13 protein-coding genes are annotated in these 14,858 nt (G+C 73.3%); 3 read left to right on the top strand and 10 right to left on the bottom strand.

All coding sequences use genetic code 11. The features are described 5' to 3' along the window. Nucleotides 1–32: 32 nt before the first annotated feature. Nucleotides 33–1,244 (top strand): cellulase family glycosylhydrolase, encoded by a 1,212-nt coding sequence (locus BS83_RS41415; RefSeq protein WP_198035145.1) that lies wholly within the window; start codon nt 33–35, stop codon nt 1,242–1,244. Between the two features lie 23 nt (nt 1,245–1,267). Here the strand turns inward: BS83_RS41415 and BS83_RS41410 are convergent, their stop codons facing one another. Genes BS83_RS41410 through BS83_RS04865 form a run of 9 tightly spaced genes read right to left on the bottom strand, consistent with a single transcriptional unit; the run spans nt 1,268 to nt 11,498 of the window. Continuing rightward, a complete protein-coding gene (locus tag BS83_RS41410) occupies nt 1,268–2,404 on the bottom strand; it encodes a glycosyltransferase family 4 protein (RefSeq protein WP_051942641.1) in 1,137 nt (378 codons plus the stop codon). Beyond that, nucleotides 2,401–3,645 (bottom strand): polysaccharide pyruvyl transferase family protein, encoded by a 1,245-nt coding sequence (locus BS83_RS04900; protein ID WP_037601359.1) that lies wholly within the window; start codon nt 3,643–3,645, stop codon nt 2,401–2,403. The genes BS83_RS41410 and BS83_RS04900 overlap by 4 nt, the downstream gene beginning before the upstream one ends. After that, nucleotides 3,642–5,204 carry a lipopolysaccharide biosynthesis protein gene (locus BS83_RS04895; protein ID WP_037601356.1) on the bottom strand — a complete coding sequence of 521 codons (1,563 nt, stop codon included), beginning with the start codon at nt 5,202–5,204 and terminating at the stop codon, nt 3,642–3,644. Before BS83_RS04895 ends, BS83_RS04900 begins: the two co-directional genes overlap by 4 nt. Next, nucleotides 5,197–5,679 (bottom strand): hypothetical protein, encoded by a 483-nt coding sequence (locus BS83_RS04890; protein WP_037601353.1) that lies wholly within the window; start codon nt 5,677–5,679, stop codon nt 5,197–5,199. Before BS83_RS04890 ends, BS83_RS04895 begins: the two co-directional genes overlap by 8 nt. A gap of 2 nt (nt 5,680–5,681) precedes the next feature. Beyond that, nucleotides 5,682–6,869: a glycosyltransferase family 4 protein gene (locus BS83_RS04885; RefSeq protein ID WP_051942640.1), complete on the bottom strand. Its 1,188-nt coding sequence runs from the start codon at nt 6,867–6,869 to the stop codon at nt 5,682–5,684. Beyond that, complete coding sequence (locus tag BS83_RS04880) at nt 6,866–9,148, bottom strand: DUF2206 domain-containing protein (protein ID WP_037601349.1); 2,283 nt, start codon at nt 9,146–9,148, stop codon at nt 6,866–6,868. The genes BS83_RS04885 and BS83_RS04880 overlap by 4 nt, the downstream gene beginning before the upstream one ends. Further along, a complete protein-coding gene (locus tag BS83_RS41405; RefSeq protein ID WP_051942639.1) occupies nt 9,145–10,257 on the bottom strand; it encodes a glycosyltransferase family 4 protein in 1,113 nt (370 codons plus the stop codon). Before BS83_RS41405 ends, BS83_RS04880 begins: the two co-directional genes overlap by 4 nt. Before the next feature lie 6 nt (nt 10,258–10,263). Next, nucleotides 10,264–10,713, bottom strand: coding sequence for a hypothetical protein (locus BS83_RS04870; protein ID WP_157596913.1), 450 nt, complete (start codon nt 10,711–10,713; stop codon nt 10,264–10,266). Further along, nucleotides 10,710–11,498, bottom strand: a complete 789-nt coding sequence (locus tag BS83_RS04865; protein ID WP_063774094.1) for a glycosyltransferase family 2 protein — start codon at nt 11,496–11,498, stop codon at nt 10,710–10,712. The genes BS83_RS04870 and BS83_RS04865 overlap by 4 nt, the downstream gene beginning before the upstream one ends. Before the next feature lie 663 nt (nt 11,499–12,161). On the opposite strand from BS83_RS04865, the gene BS83_RS04860 reads away from it, so the two are divergent. Both BS83_RS04860 and BS83_RS04855 read left to right on the top strand, forming a co-directional pair. Continuing rightward, nucleotides 12,162–12,980 (top strand): Yip1 family protein, encoded by an 819-nt coding sequence (locus tag BS83_RS04860; protein WP_051942638.1) that lies wholly within the window; start codon nt 12,162–12,164, stop codon nt 12,978–12,980. A 365-nt stretch (nt 12,981–13,345) separates the two neighbouring features. Then, the gene (locus tag BS83_RS04855; RefSeq protein WP_037601343.1) at nt 13,346–14,212 is read left to right on the top strand and encodes an alanyl-tRNA editing protein; all 867 of its coding nucleotides are present in this window, start codon (nt 13,346–13,348) and stop codon (nt 14,210–14,212) included. 19 nt (nt 14,213–14,231) lie between these two features. Here the strand turns inward: BS83_RS04855 and dcd are convergent, their stop codons facing one another. Beyond that, nucleotides 14,232–14,807, bottom strand: a complete 576-nt coding sequence (gene dcd / locus BS83_RS04850; RefSeq protein WP_037601340.1) for a dCTP deaminase — start codon at nt 14,805–14,807, stop codon at nt 14,232–14,234. Nucleotides 14,808–14,858 lie beyond the last annotated feature (51 nt).

The following is a 14,858-nucleotide window of genomic DNA, read 5'->3' as shown; positions in this document are numbered from 1 at the left end:
TCGCGTGGGGGCGCCCGTCTATGCTGACGCGCATGTCTGAGCAGTCGCCCCGCCGCCAACGACTGGTCGTCGCCCTGGTGGCCCTGCTCGTCACCGCGACGGCGACGGTGGCCGGAGTGCGGGCCGCCTCGCCCCCGAAGTCCGGTACCCCGCACACGACCTGGGCGGCGCCACAGGCGCCGCCGCCCACCGCGGGCCGGCTGGCCTTCGGCGTCTCCTACGGGGACACCCTGCTCTTCGACAACGACCACAACCTGGCCCAGGGGCTGGACGACGCCGTCGCCCTGGGAGTCCGCTGGATACGCCTCGACCTGTCCTGGGAGGACATCCAGCCGGACACCCCCACCGGCTACCAGTGGAACCGCTTCGACCGCGTGGTGAACGCGGCCCGGGCCCGCGGTCTGAACCTGCTGCCGACCATCGCCTACACCCCCAGCTGGGCCCGGTCGTCCGGGTGCAGGGCCGGGCAGTCCTGCCCGCCCGCGAACCCGGAGACCTTCGCGGACTTCGCCGCCCAGGCGGTCGAGCGGTACTCCCCGAAGGGCATCACCACCTGGGAGATCTGGAACGAGCCGAACATCAAGCCGTTCTGGGAGCCCAAGCCCGACCCGGCGGCCTACACCCGGCTGCTGGCGGTCACGACCAAGGCGATCCGTCATGTGAATCCCAGGGCCTACCTGCTGATGGGCGGTCTGGCCGCGGTGGGGACCGACAAGTCGACCGGCTACGTCTCGCAGACGGCCTTCCTGGCGGCGGTCTCGGAACTGGGCGCCAACAAGATGGTGGACGCCATCAGCTACCACCCGTACACCTATCCCTACCTGCCCACCGACGACACCACCTTCGGCACCGCCTTCCAGCGCATCAGCACCTACACCAGTGACAACCTGGTCGCGATCCTGGAGAAGTACGGCACTCCGCGCGAACCGGTGTGGATCACCGAGACAGGGGCTCCGACGAACGGCCCGGGCGCCGCGGCCGACGGGAAGACGATCCCGCCGAACGCCACCGACGTGACCGAGGCGTTCCAGGCGCAGATCGCTACCGCCTCGGTCACCGCAGCGGCCAACAACCCCCATGTGGCGGCCATGTTCTGGTTCGCCGACCGGGACTCCGGCACCGCCGCGGACCGGGCCTTCCGCTCGAAGTTCTACGGGCTGCGGCACAACAACGGGACGGCCAAGCCGGCCTTCGCTGCCCTGCAGTCCGCGATCGCCGAGTACGAGCGCACCCGGCACGGCTGAGCGGACGCGCGCGACCGCGGCCGTCAGCCTCCGTCGCCCCGGAAGATCCGGCGGTAACGGGCGGTCAGGGCCGGCCAGGCGTAACGGTCGACGGCCCGGTCGCGGCCGGCCGCGCCCATCCGGTCGGCGAGCCGCGGGTCGCTCAGCAGGGTGCGGCAGGCGGCGGCGAGGGCCTTCGCGTCGCCGGGCGGGACCAGCAGGCCCTGCACGCCGTCCTCCACGACATGGGGGATGCCGCCGATGGCGGAGCCGACGACGGGCGTTCCGCAGGCCATCGCCTCGATCAGGCTCATGCCGAAGGACTCCGCCTCGGTCAGCGAGGGCAGCACCAGCACCGCGGCGGACCGCACCGCCCGCACCAGCTCGTCGCCGCCGAGTTCACCGGTCGCCTCCACCCGGTCGGCCACCCCCAGCCGTTCGGCGAGGGCGAGGTGGTCGGGCAGGGCGTCGCCGCCGCCGACCAGACGCAGCAGGGCGCCGTCGGGCAGGTCCGCCTCGGCGAAGGCGCGGACGAGCACCTCCACCCCCTTCCAGGCGGAGCTGCGGTCCATCCGTCCGACGTACACGAGGGTGCGCGCTCTGGTCGAAGGCGGGTCGCCGGGCGTGAAGCGTTCGACGTCGACGCCGGGACTGATCTCGACGGCACGGGGGTGGCCGGACGCCAGCGACACCGGGGAGACGGCGACGAGTGTTCCGGCCCGGGCGAAGACCCGCGGCAGCACGTGGCGCTCGTACCAGGTCAGAACCCGGTCCGTCAGTCGGTCGGCCGGGCCGCCCTTGACCATGGATCCGGCGTGGTAGGTCAGCACCGTCTCGCGGCGGCCCGCGACCAGGACGGCGATGTCGGCGAGGCCGGGAACGGGGGCGTGGGCGTTGACGACCTCGGCCCCGGTCCGGCGCAGCCAGTAGCGCACCTGCAGCGGCCACAGGGGGCTGACCGGAGTGTTGGAGATCCGGGCCCAGGCTCCCAGCCGCACCACGGTGACGCCGTCCTGCGTGCCGACCAGGGTGCGCAGCCCGGTGGGACGCGTGGTGATCACCACGGGGGTCAGCGCCGGGTCGTCGGCCACCGCACGGGCCACCTGCTCGGCGTAGCGCTCCACGCCACCGATCTTGGGCGGGTAGTAGGGGGCGACGACGGCGACCGTGCGCGGGGTCACGCGATCTCCTTCAGCTGCGCGGGCAGGAGCTCGGCCCGCCGGACGTAGTCGGGCAGCCGGGTCCGCAGGAGTGCGCGGTAGTCCCCTGCGTCCTCCAGCAGCGGGCCGACCAGCGCCCACAACCGGGCATGGGTGACCTCCGCGATCGGCAGGACCCAGGCGTCCAGCCCCAGATCGGCCATGATCCCCCGGGTCTTGTGCTCGTACTCGATGGCGACGCAGGGGACACCGCTGGTCAGCGAGAAGATCACCGAGTGGAAGCGGGTTCCGACGAGGAGCGAGCACTCGCCGTAGACCCCCTTCAGATCGCGGTAGTCGACCCGCTCCTCGATCCGCAGCGGATCCGTGGCGCAGTAGCCCGCGATGCGGCGCTCGACGACGCGGTCGTCGTCGCCCAGGTAGTCGGTGCTCACCTGCGGGATGAGGACCACGCGCGCGCCCGTGGCCTGGACGGCGTCGACGGTCCGCGCCAGCGCCCGCTCGTAGCGCTCCTGTGCCTGCGGCGGCAGCCACCGGCGTGCCGTCACCCCGACCAGCCGCTGCTCCTGGCCGACCCCGAGCCTGGCCCGCCAGTCGGACGTCGCCTCGGGTGCGAAGGCGAAGCCCGAGTCCACGGCCCGTTCGACGCCGTGGTCGGGGACGCCGCAGTCACGCAGGATCCCCACGCTCACGTCCTCCCGGGCGAGCACCAGCGGGGAGCGACGCAGCACCCGGCCCACCAGCCGGCGTTGGGCCCGCGCGGGGAACGGCCCGAACGACTGCGGCGCGAACACCACCGGCACCCCCGCCTTCTGCGCCAGCAGGGCCGGCAGCAGCACGAAGAAGACGTTCTGGTAGCCGTCCAGGCCCGGGCGCGCGAGCAGGTAGCCGCCGCCCATGGACACCACCAGGTCCGCGGAGAGGACCGCACGCGCCTCCCGTCGGGCCTCGGCCGGCAGCAGACGCAGCAGCGCCGGCAGGACGCGCCCCGGCGCGCACAGCGCCGCCGTGCCGAGGAGCGCGACGAGGGCCCGGCGCAGCAGGCGCACCGGCAGCGCGGCCCCGCCGTCGGCGACGTACCGCCGGATCGAGCCGAGGTTGGCGAAGCCCTCGAAGTCCGGCCGGACCGCCGCGTCCTCCATGCCGGCGATGTCGATCCGCGCGTCGGGGAACGCCTCGCGCACCTGGCGCAGGCAGACCGAGAGCAGGGCGGCGTCGCCCGCGTTCTCGCGTACGTAGGCGTTGATGACGACGACGTTCAAGAGCGGTACCTCTCGGCGCGGGTGAGGGGGGCCGGGTGCCCCGGCGGGTCCTGGGCGTCGTGGTGGTGCCGCGGCGACGGGAGGGCGGCCGTCCAGGGCGCGGACGAGGACCAGGAGTCCTGGGGACCGATCTCCGGCGGCACGAACGGCCAGCTGTCGGCCGGGGTGGCCTGCGGCCGGTAGCGCAGCTGCAGCGTCCGCTCCGTCTCCTTCTCCGCTCCGGGCTCCGCCCCGGACTCCGGAAGGCGCTCCGCAGCGGCCTGCCCGGTCCGGTCGTCTCCGGGCCCGGCGACGGCGGGCAGCGGGCGGCGGCCGAGCAGGGCGAACGCGGCGTAGAGCCCGGACGCGAGGTTCCCGATCCCCCAGGCCCAGCCGATCATGACCAGTCCGCGTGGCGCCCAGTACACCGCCAGGCCGAGGGTGACGACCACGTAGACGACGTTGCTGAGGATCAGGTGCTTCATCTGCCGGGTGAGCTTCAGGGCGAAGCTGGCCCAGGTGTTGAGGGCCACCGCCAGGGCGCCGCAGGCGAGGACGGTCAGCAGGGAACCGGCGCCGCGGGCGTAGTCGGCGCCGAACAGCCGCAGCAGCAGCCCGCTGCCGAGCGCGACGGCGACGACGGCCGGGATCTGGACCGCGGCGATGATCCGGCCCGACCGCCGCAGCAGCTCGCCGAAGCGCGACTCGTCCGAGGAGACCTCGGCGAAGGTCGCCTCGGCGACCGAGAAGGACACCGAGTTGAGCAGGCTCGCCATCTGGAAGGCGACGAAGTAGTAGGCGGCGGCGCTGCTGCCGAGCTGCTGCAGCACGACCAGCGGAACGGCCATCTGCGGGGCCAGGTTGAGCAGGCTGGAGGTGTAGCTGGCGACGGAGAAGCCGAGCTGTTCGCGCAGCCGGGTGCCCCGGGTGCGGAAGTCGGCCCGGAAGCCGAGCTTGCGCCGCATCAGCAGCAGCGAGGCCGCGACGGCCACCAGGTAGCCGCCGCCGGTGGCCCCGATGATCCCGGCCGCGCCGAAGCCGACCAGCACCACCGGCAGCCCCAGCTTCGCCACTCCTTGCAGGACGCCGTCGACCAGCACGTTGTACTGCGGGACGCGCGCGCTGACGAAGACCGAGTCGGTCAGCAGGTTCACCGCGGCGAGCGCGCAGAACCCGACGAAGGCGACCGCCGTCAGCAGGTGGTCGCGGACGAACAGCAACCGGTGGCCGTACCAGGGCAGGCCGATCAGGTAGAGGGCGGTCGCCGCGCAGGCGGTGCCGGCGACCAGCGCCAGCGACTGGGTGATCTGGGCGTTCCGCGAGGGCTCCGGGGCGGGGAACCGGACGAGCGTGCTGTTGAGGCCGAACAGGCTCAGATAGGACAGCAGGGAGGTGGCGGACACCAGCGGGGTCGCCAGACCGACCTGGTCGACGCTGTAGTAGCGGGCCACCACCACCCAGAACAGGAAGGCCAGACCGGCGGAGACCACGGTGGAGGTCAGCATGAAGAACGAACTGCGGTAGACCTGGTCCGGCGGCCTGGCATGCCGTCCGCGGCGCTTCTCCGGTCGCTCAGCCATGGGCGGGCTCCGGCGGCGCCTGCCGCGCTCTCAGCAGCCGGAGCAGCAGCAGCGCGACGGCGGACACGGCGAAGCAGAGGACCGCGGTGGTGCCCTCGGCCGGGGTGGGGCTGAAGTGCGTGAGCCGCCTGCCGATCGTGCCGGGGTGGGTGAGGGAGTTGACGCACACGTAGACCCAGACCAGCAGCGCGTAGCAGACGATCGTGCGCAGCACCGCCGCCGTCGTTCCCGGAGTGAGCCTGCCCGGCCGGTGGGCCTGGCCGCGCGCCTGGAGCACGAGTGCCGCCAGCGCCGACACGACGAAGCAGCAGGCGCCGAAGGTGTCCCGGCGCAGCGGAACCACGGCGGTGATCGGCAGGCTCATGGTGTCCGGCCGGACGGCGGCGACCGCGGCGACGTACAGCCAGCCGAGGAGGCCGTGGAGCCACCCGACCTCCAGCAGCGGACGACTCGGCGAGGGCGTCGCGGACCGCATGGTCAGCCCGCCCCGACCGGTACGGGACCTCGGCCGAAGGCGGCCTCCGCGTAGCGCTGCCGCAGCCAGGCCACGTGCCGGGGCCAACTGAAGTGCCGCTCGGCGTAGTCGCGCGAGTAGGCCGCCATGTCCGCGCGGGTGTCGGGGGAGCCGGCCAGGCGAGTGAGCGTCTCGTGCAGCACCCGGGCGTCGCGCGGGACCAGCGCGACCCTGCCGCGGTCGAGCCCGTAGGGCGCGTAGCCGGGGTCGTCGGTGGTGACGACGGGCAGTCCGGAGGCCATCGCCTCCTGCACCGTCAGCGGGAAACCCTCCGCGGTCGACGGCAGCGCGAACACGTCGCAGGCCCGGTACACCTCGGCCAGGGTCCGCGGCGGCAGCGCGCCCAGGTGGTGCACGCCCGCGCGGCCGTCGAGCGCACGGGTGTCGCCGTCCCCGGCCAGCACCAGGTCGTAGGCCGGCAGGTCGGTCAGGGCGTGGGCGTCGAGCAGCAGGTCGAAGCCCTTCTTCGGCACCAGGCGGCCCGCGAGGAGGACGAGCGGCCGGTCGGGCGGCAGTCCGAGACGCTGCCGGATGCGCAGCCGTTCCCCCGCCGAGTCCGCAGGGCGGAACAGGTCCGTGTCCACGCCGTTGGCCAGATGACGGGCGCCCGCGGCACGGGCGCCGTGGCGCCGGACGAAGGCCGCCACGGACGCGTTGAGCGTGAAGACGCCCTCGGCGCGGCGTATCAGTCCCCGGCCCGCCACCGCGTACACGGCCCGCTGGACGCGCAGGACCAGGGCGGAGGGGTGGTCGACCACGCCCACGTGCTGGGTGAGCACATGCGGGGTGCGCAGCAGCCACGCGGCGGCCCCGGCGGCCCAGGAGGTCAGGTACTGGCAGTCGTGCAGGTGGACCACGTCGGCCCGGCGGGTCCACCGCAGCGCCTCGCCCAGCAGCCTGGGGGACAGCAGCGGGAACGGTACCCCGGCCCGCTTCTCCGCGCCGTTCCACGCCGCGACGCGGACGACGCGCACGCCCTGCTCCTGGGTGACGGAGCTCTTCTCATCACTGGTCAGCACGGTCACGTCGACGCCGTCGGCGGCCAGGTGCGCCGCCTCGTGACGGACCACGTTCTCGATGCCGCCCATGTGCGGCGGATAGTGATGGGAGACCAGAAGCACGCGCAACGGCCGCCCGTGGGGGGTCGTCATCGGTAGACCTCTGCTCCCTCGCTGCTGTAGATCTCGTTCTTCGTACCGCCGAGCAGACCCATAGGGTACCGGTAGGTCACCAGCTCGCCCTGGAAGAAGATCGTCACCTCGCCCTGGCGCGTGGTGGTCGCGCCGAGCAGCACGTACGCGTGCCGGTTCAGCACGGTGGGGAAGACGTCGCCGACGACCGGACCGGTCAGCAGGGTCTGCTCCCGGTTGAAGGTGAAGGAGTCGGTCTGCACCACTGGCTCCTTGCCGCCCGACTGCCGTGCCTGCTCGGCGACCAGCTGGTTGAGCCAGTACGCGGCCTGCCGTTCCGCCGGTGTCGGGTAGTAGACGTCGTAGTAGGGGCCGGCGTTGGACAGCTGCAGCTGCGCCGGATAGCCGCCCAGCAGCTTCGGAACGACCCCGGTCAGGTCGAGCAGCAGCGCGGTCATCAGCGCGCAGGCGACCGGCACGGTCCGGCGTCCGGCCCGGCCGATCACCGACAGCGCGCCGGCCGCGACGAACGGCGCGAAGAAGAAGAGGCCCTGCTGGTAGGCACGTTGGACGCTGTAGTCCGCCGAGAGCTGCGGCAGCGCCACGAACAGGCCGACGACCGCCAGCGCGCCGACGGTCAGCGTCACCTGGTCCCTGGCCGGGCGGAAGCGGCGGCGTCGTCCGCCCAGGGAGACCACGACGCCGAGCAGCAGCAGGGCCAGGAAGGCCACGGACGCCAGGGCGCGGACCGCGCCGTTGAGTCCGGCCACGGGCAGCGCACGCTGCACGGCCTTCCCCGCCGAGGTGAGCGGCAGGTCCTGCGGCGACACCGGCGTCACGGGGTAGGCGTCCACCTTGGTCAGCGGCAGGTAGTCCCCGCGCGCCCGCCCGGCGGCCGACTCGGTCAGGGTCTGCGCCCGGTAGTCGAGCAGTTGCCGCGCCGGGTCGCCCGCGTGCGACGCCGTGCCCCGGCCCAGATGGACGGCGGCCTGGTAGGCGTCGGCCAGGCTGCTCTGCAGCTGACCGCTGGTGTGGGTGATCGGGATCGCCCACAGCAGTGCCAGGGCCGCCGGCAGCACCACCAGCCACCAGGTGACGAAGCTCGTGGAGCCGCCGACCCGGTCGCGCCGTCGCTTCCGGTCGCGCCGCCGACGACCCGGCAGCCGCCAGGCCAGGTCGCAGACGAAAGCCGTCGCCAGGACCACGACCAGGACGTAGGTGGTCGAGTAGTGGGACAGGGCGACGCCCGCGAGCAGCGCGGCGAAGGCCGTCCGGCGGCTGCGCAGCGACCGGCCGCCGTCGGTGACGACCACCATGGCGCAGCCGAGCAGCAGGAACGCGATCTCCTGCCGGCCCAGGTAGGGCATGTCCGTGAAGAAGGTCGGGAACGAGACGAAGAACACCGCCGACAGCAGCGCCACCAGCTGCGGGGCGACGTTGCGCACCGCCCGGTGCACCAGCAGCGGGGTCACCGCGAAGAGCGCGGGCAGCAGGACCTTGAACACGTACACGCCGGGGACGGCGGTCAGCCGAACGAACGACACCGGCAGCAGCGTGATGCTCAGGCAGGCGTTGTAGGGGTTGGAGTAGGCGGAGACGTTCCACCGCGATCCGCCCAGCGTCAGCTGGAAGTACTCGTACTCGCGCTGGATGTCGTGGCCGGTGATCGACCAGCCGCGCAGCGAGACGAGCAGCAGCAGGCCGAGCGAGGCGGCGTAGAGGCCGCCCGCGACGACCGGGACCGAGTAGCGGGCCCGGCGGACCACCAGGAGCACCAGCAACGCGGCGACGGCGACCAGCGCGGCCGTGCTCACGGCACTGCTGAACCCGTTGTTGAGGCGGATCGGCCCGGCCACCGACAGCGTCAGCGCCACGACGGAGAGGAGGCCCACAGGCACGGCGCCGCGGGCGCCGGCGCCGGGCCGGCCGGGCTCCGGCCGGGGCCTCTCCGGGGCGAACGCGCCGATCAGGATGACGGCGGTCGCCGCCGCCGAGGCGAGCGCCACCCGGGTGAGCGGACGGTCCGCCCCGAACAGCGGCAGCAGGGTGTTGACCAGCAGTGCGACGACGATGTCCGTCACCACGGCGAAGCCCAGGGCCAGCATCGCGGCGCCGTCCCTGGTCGAGGCGGCCTTGGCCGCGGTGCCGTACCAGACGGCGGTCGGCGCCCCGAGCAGCAGCCACAGGCCGGCGAGGCTGAGTGCCGGTCCCGGGACTCCGGGGAGCATCTCGACGACCGCGGCGAGGGCCGTGCCGACCAGGACCATGCCCCGCTGCCGCAGCCGGCCGGGCGCCGTCACGGGAAGACCTCGGCGTAGACCTGCTCCACCCGGCGGGCCACGGCGTCCCAGGAGTGGCCGGCCGCGGTCGCGGCGCTGCGCCTGGCCAGCTCCGTGCGCCGCTCCGGATCGGCGGCCACCGCGTCGAGCGCCTCGGCCAGGGCCGGGGCCGTGGGGGTGACGAGCACCCCGACCCCGTCGAGCAGTTCGTGGTTGCCCGGCACGTCCGTGGCGACGATCGGCAGGGCGGCCGCCATCGCCTCCAGGGCGACCAGGGCCATGCCCTCCTTCTGCGAGGGCAGCACGAAGACGTCGGCCCGCCGGTAGGCGTCCAGCAGGTCGCCGCCGAGCAGTCCGCCGGTGAACTCGACCCGGTCCGCGATACCCAGGCGGGCGGCACGGGCCGTCAGCGCCTCGCGCTCCTCGCCGTCGCCGACCACCCGCAGCCGGACCGGGCCACGTACCTGGCCGAGGGCCTCCAGCAGCAGGCCGACGTTCTTCTGCGGGCTGAGCCGGCCGACGAACAGCAGCTCCAGCGGGCGCGTCGCCGCGCCGTCGCGGCCCGCGCCGTCACGGATCGGCATGAAGTAGTCGGCCCCGACCCCGTTCGGCACGACGTGCACCCGCTCCGGGGGGATCCGGTAGGCGTCCCGCACGAAGGCCGCCTGGGACTCGGTCAGCACGATCACGCCGGCGGCGGCCCGCAGCACCCGTCCGAAGACGTGCTTCTTGTAGAGGGGCAGCAGCCGGCCGAGCCGTCCGGAGGCGTCCACGTCGAGATGGAAGTGGACGAGGTACCGCTGTCGGCGCAGCACGGCGGTGAGCGCGACGAGTTCGGGCAGCAGGGCGTGGGCGCAGTGCAGGTGCAGCACCGCCTCCCGCGGCAGCCGCAGCAGTTCGAGCGCCATCCCGGGGGCGATCGCGGTGTGGGCGACCTCCCGCGCACGGTGCCGACGGACCGCAACCCCCGCCTGGACGCCGCGACGGGGCGCGCCCGCCGCCCCGAGGGTGGTGGTGACGACCCGGACCGGGTGGCGCCGGCCGAGCTGGGCCGCCAGGTGTTCCACCACCCGCTCCAGCCCGCCGAGGTGGGGAGGGTAGTACGGGGTGATCTGGACAATGGTGCGCATCGAGGATCACGTCCCGAAGGTGTAGTGCAGGTGCTGGGTGTGCCCGACCAGAGTGACCGTCACCGCCGCGGCGGCGGTGCGGACCTGCAGGTGCGCGATGACGGGCGTGGGCTCGCCGTTCCGCGACACCACGCTCACGGTCGTGGTGCCGACGACGGCGCCCCGCGACGACTCCAGCTGAACCCGCAGCTGCTGCGGACCGGCTGACCCCCCGTGGGCTTCCACGGTCACCGGGACCACGGCGATGTTCCCGTCGAAGAGCGGCTTGGTGGTGAAGTACAGCTCGGTGTAGGACGCCGGCAGCTCCGTGAAGGACTGGAGCAGGATCGTGCGCACGGACGGGATCGCCCAACCCGCCGCCGACAGGCCGGTCAGACCCGCGGCCGCGAGGGCGAGGACCAGGGCCACCCGGAGCGGTCGGCGCCCCGGCACACGCCGACGGCGTGCGGCGTTCACACCGCCTCGTAACCGTCGGGCGTCACATGGCCCGACGTGCCGGCCGCGGTCGTGCGCTGTGCGGGCAGCCGGACCGCGGACGTGGTCTCCACGCGCCCCTGCGGCCTGCGGAACCGGTGCTCGAAGAGCTGGCGCAGGTTGGCCATGCCGTCAGGGAGGGCGTTGAGCTTCACCTCGCCGCCCCGGTTGCGGTACTCGATGGGAACCTCCAGGTACCGGTAGCCGGCCCGGGTGGCGGAGTTCTTGATCTCCTGAGAGAAGGCCATGCCCGTGGACCGGATGTCGAGCCCGGTCCACACGTAGCGCCGGAAGACCCACATGCCGGACTGGGAGTCGCGCAGACCGTTGCGGAACAGGGCCCGGCTCAGCGCGCTGAGCGCGTGGTTGGCGATGGTGTGCGAGGTCTTCATCGCGGAGCGGTTCTCCCTGCTGAGCCGATCCGTCGTCATGAACTCGACGTCGTGGTCGACCAGGGTGTGCAGCAGGCCCGGCAGCGCGTCGAACGGATAGGTGCAGTCGGCGTCGCCGGTGGCGATGACGTCGCCGTCGGCCGCGTCGAATCCGGCCTGGTAGGCGTTGCCGTAACCGCGTTGAGGCTGCGGGACGACCCTGGCCCCCAGCGAGCCCGCGACTTCGGCCGTGCCGTCGGTGGAGGCGTTGTCGACGACCACGACCTCGGTCTCCCAGCCGGCCGCGCGCAGTTCGCGGACCGGGATGGTCGCCATCACCGTGGGCAGGTTCTCGGCCTCGTTGAGCGCAGGGATGACTATGGAAAGGCTGTTCAACGGGACGTCCCCCCACATGGCAGGTCGGTGTGCGCGGATGCGCGTGCGACCGCCCCCGTCATCGCCCCCGCCGGTTCTCGCCCCCGACCTGGCATCGGTTCGGAGGACCGGCGCCGACCCCCGAACCGCTCGAGAGGCCAGAGGAACCCTATGGGATCCATGTTCCTCGATCGAGCCGGTGTTCGCTCTGGCATGGGGTGGGGCCCGGGATCGACCACGGATCGTTACCCGCCCGAAACCTGAGGCGACGTCACTCGCACTGAATCTCCTTTTTTGACGGAAGTTCACCGTGACGGAAAACACCGGCCCGTGGTGCGCCGTGCGGCGGGGCAATGGTCTCCGACGTACACCCCCGGGCGCCGTCCGGCCCGGAACCGGGCGGGTCCCTGCGACGCCTCGGGCGCGCCCCGGGTCCGCAGGGGGAGCGTCTCCGGCGGGCCGGCCGCTGAGCGCCGGGGAATCCTCGTCCGTGCACGGCGGAACAGGCGGGCGGGTACCCCTGGAATTCGCCGGAAAAACGAGCAGGAATGCCGTCGGACGCACCGGCCCGGGGCGTCGGCGGGCGCGTGGACCACGCGTGGACCGCCCTCCGGTCCTGTCACAGCTGTGTCCCGGGTGATCACATGATCTCTCCAGGACGCGGCGGGCGGGTACCGTCGGGTTGTGCGTCTACGAGGAATCAGGATCGGCGGGGGCGATCGCCGACAGCAGCCCGACCCGGCCGTCACCACGACCGCGCGGCCGGTCGGGGTCACCGCCGACCCTGCGGACGAGCCCGGCCACACCCGCTCCTTCACCGTGCCGGGAATGCCGGCCGCCGGTCACGGCGGCGCCGAGCAGGGCGCCCCGAACGGCTACGACGGCTACGCGGGAGTGGAGGGCCGGGAGGAGCACGTCGCCGTGTACCGCGCCGGTCAGCCGCACCCCCAGGTCGGCTCCGAGCGGCTGCCCTGGCGCGAGCTGCTGCGCGGGCTGCTGCGGCACCCCACCCGGACCTTCGCGCAGATGCGCGCGCACCAGGTCTGGGGCCCGGCGCTGTCCGTCTCCGCGCTCTACGGCCTGCTGGCGACCTTCGCCTTCGGCAGCACGAGCGACCAGATCCTCGGCTCGACCTTCGGCATCGCGCTGACCATCGTCTTCAGCAGCGTGGCCGGCTTCGTGCTGGCCGGGCTGATGCTCGGCTCGGTCACCCACGCCCTGGCCCGCCGCCTCGGCGGCGACGGCGCCTACGCTCCGACGGTCGGCCTCGCCATGCTGATCTCCTGGCTCACGGACGCGCCGCGACTGCTTCTGGCGCTCTTCGTGGCCCCGGACAACGGCGTGGTCCAGCTCCTGGGCTGGGTGACCTGGGCCCTCTGCGCCTGGATGCTCACGGCGATGCTGCGGCAGGTCCACGACCTCCCCTGGGGCAAGGCGGCGACGGCGGGCGCGCTGCAGCTCATCATGCTGCTCGTCCTGATCAAGCTCCCCACCCTGGGCTGAGCACGCGGCCCCTGCCCGCGCCGCGGTTCCCGGTCGGCCTGTGCTCCTCCGGCGGACCGAGGCTTCCGCCTGCGGCGGGGGGCTCGCAGCTGGAAGGGTCAGTCCGCCGGGGCAGTCCGCGGCCGCCTGGGCCTCGGTGTCCGGCCGGGCGGCCGGGCGGCCGGGCTCGGACACTGCCCGCGCTGCGCTTCCCGGTCTGCCCGTGCTCCTCCGGCGGGCGAGGATTCCGCTCCCGGCCGGGGCGCGTATCAGGACCGTCCCGCGCCGTTCGGGCCTGCGCGCCCGGTCGGGCTTCCCCGCGTGCCGGCGGGGCCGGTTGGGGTTGAATGGTTTCGCACGAACACATGACCCTCTGGAGCCTCCCCATGACCGCGCCCTCCCTCCCCGCCGTCTCCACCCAGGTGACCTTCCCCGCCGGAGGTGTCGACGGCCGGTCGGCGGTCGTGGCCTGCGTCGCGCTGCCCGACGGCCGCCACGGCGTCGTGGTCGAGCGCACGCCGTTCCACCCGCTCGACCACACCTGGCCGGACCAGCCGGCCGACACCGGCAGCCTGGCCGGTCAGGCCGTCCTGGACTGCGTCACCGGCGGGCTCAGCCCCGAGGGCGAGCTGGCGCTGGGCGCGGACATCCCCGTCCGCCGCGGCGACGCCGAGTGGTCCTGGCTGGTCGTCCACGTCGTGGCGGAGCCGGTCGAGGTCGGCACGGAGGTCGAGCTGCGCGTCGACGCCGACCGCCGCGCGGCGCTCTGCGCCTCGCACACCGGCTGCCACCTGCTCGCGCTGGCCCTCAACGCCGCGCTCGCGCCGCGCTGGCGCAAGGACCCGGGCCGCAGCGACTCGCTCGGCAGCCCGGACTTCGACTCGCTGGCCATGGACACCTCGCGGATGGACACGGCCGCGAGCTACGACGTCTACCGGATCGGCAAGTCGCTGAAGAAGAAGGGCTTCACGGCGGAGGGCCTGGCCGACGAGCTCCCGGCGATCACCGAGGCGGTCAACGCCCGCCTCGGCGCCTGGGTCGCCGCGGACTCCGAGGTCCGCGTCGAGGCCCCGAGCCCGGAGCTGACCGCCCGCCGCGAGTGGCACGCCTCGCTCCCCGAGGGCCACGCGTCGATCTTCTGCGGGGGCACGCACCTGCACCACCTCGGCGAGCTCGCCGCGCTGACGGCGGAGCTCCGCCTCAGCGAGGACGGCACCGAGCTGACCGTCACCACCACGCCGAAGCGGGCCTGAGGCGGCCCACCGAGACCTGCTAGATCTTGGTCCGGTGGAAGTTGAGGTAGGAGCGGGACGGCGTGGGGCCGCGCTGGCCGAGGTAACGGGATCCGTACTTCTCGGAGCCGTAGGGGTACTCGGCCGGCGAGCTCAACCGGAACATGCAGAGCTGGCCGATCTTCATGCCGGGGTAGAGCTTGATCGGCAGCGTCGCGACGTTGGACAGCTCCAGCGTCACGTGCCCGCTGAACCCGGGGTCGATGAAGCCGGCGGTGGAGTGCGTCAGCAGCCCGAGGCGGCCCAGGCTGGACTTGCCCTCCAGCCGGGAGGCGATGTCGTCGGGGAGCGTCACGACCTCGTAGGTCGACGCCAGCGCGAACTCGCCGGGGTGCAGGATGAAGGGGTCGTCGCCGTCCGGCTCGACCAGCCGGGTGAGGTCGGGCTGCTCGACCGCGGGGTCGATGTGGGGGTACTTGTGGTTCTCGAAGACCCGGAAGAACCGGTCGAGACGCACGTCGATACTGGACGGCTGGATCATGGCCTGGTCGTACGGGTCGATGACCACGCGACCGGACTCGATCTCGTTCCGGATGTCCTTGTCTGAGAGCAGCACGGGGTCGAGGTTACGTGCATGAGCGGACCCCCGCCCAATCCGGCACGGGGG

This window comes from Streptacidiphilus rugosus AM-16 (assembly GCF_000744655.1).
Taxonomy (GTDB): Bacteria; Actinomycetota; Actinomycetes; order Streptomycetales; family Streptomycetaceae; genus Streptacidiphilus; species Streptacidiphilus rugosus.
Note: the sequence above shows the minus strand (reverse complement) of the source record. Positions and strands in the feature narration are given on the sequence as shown.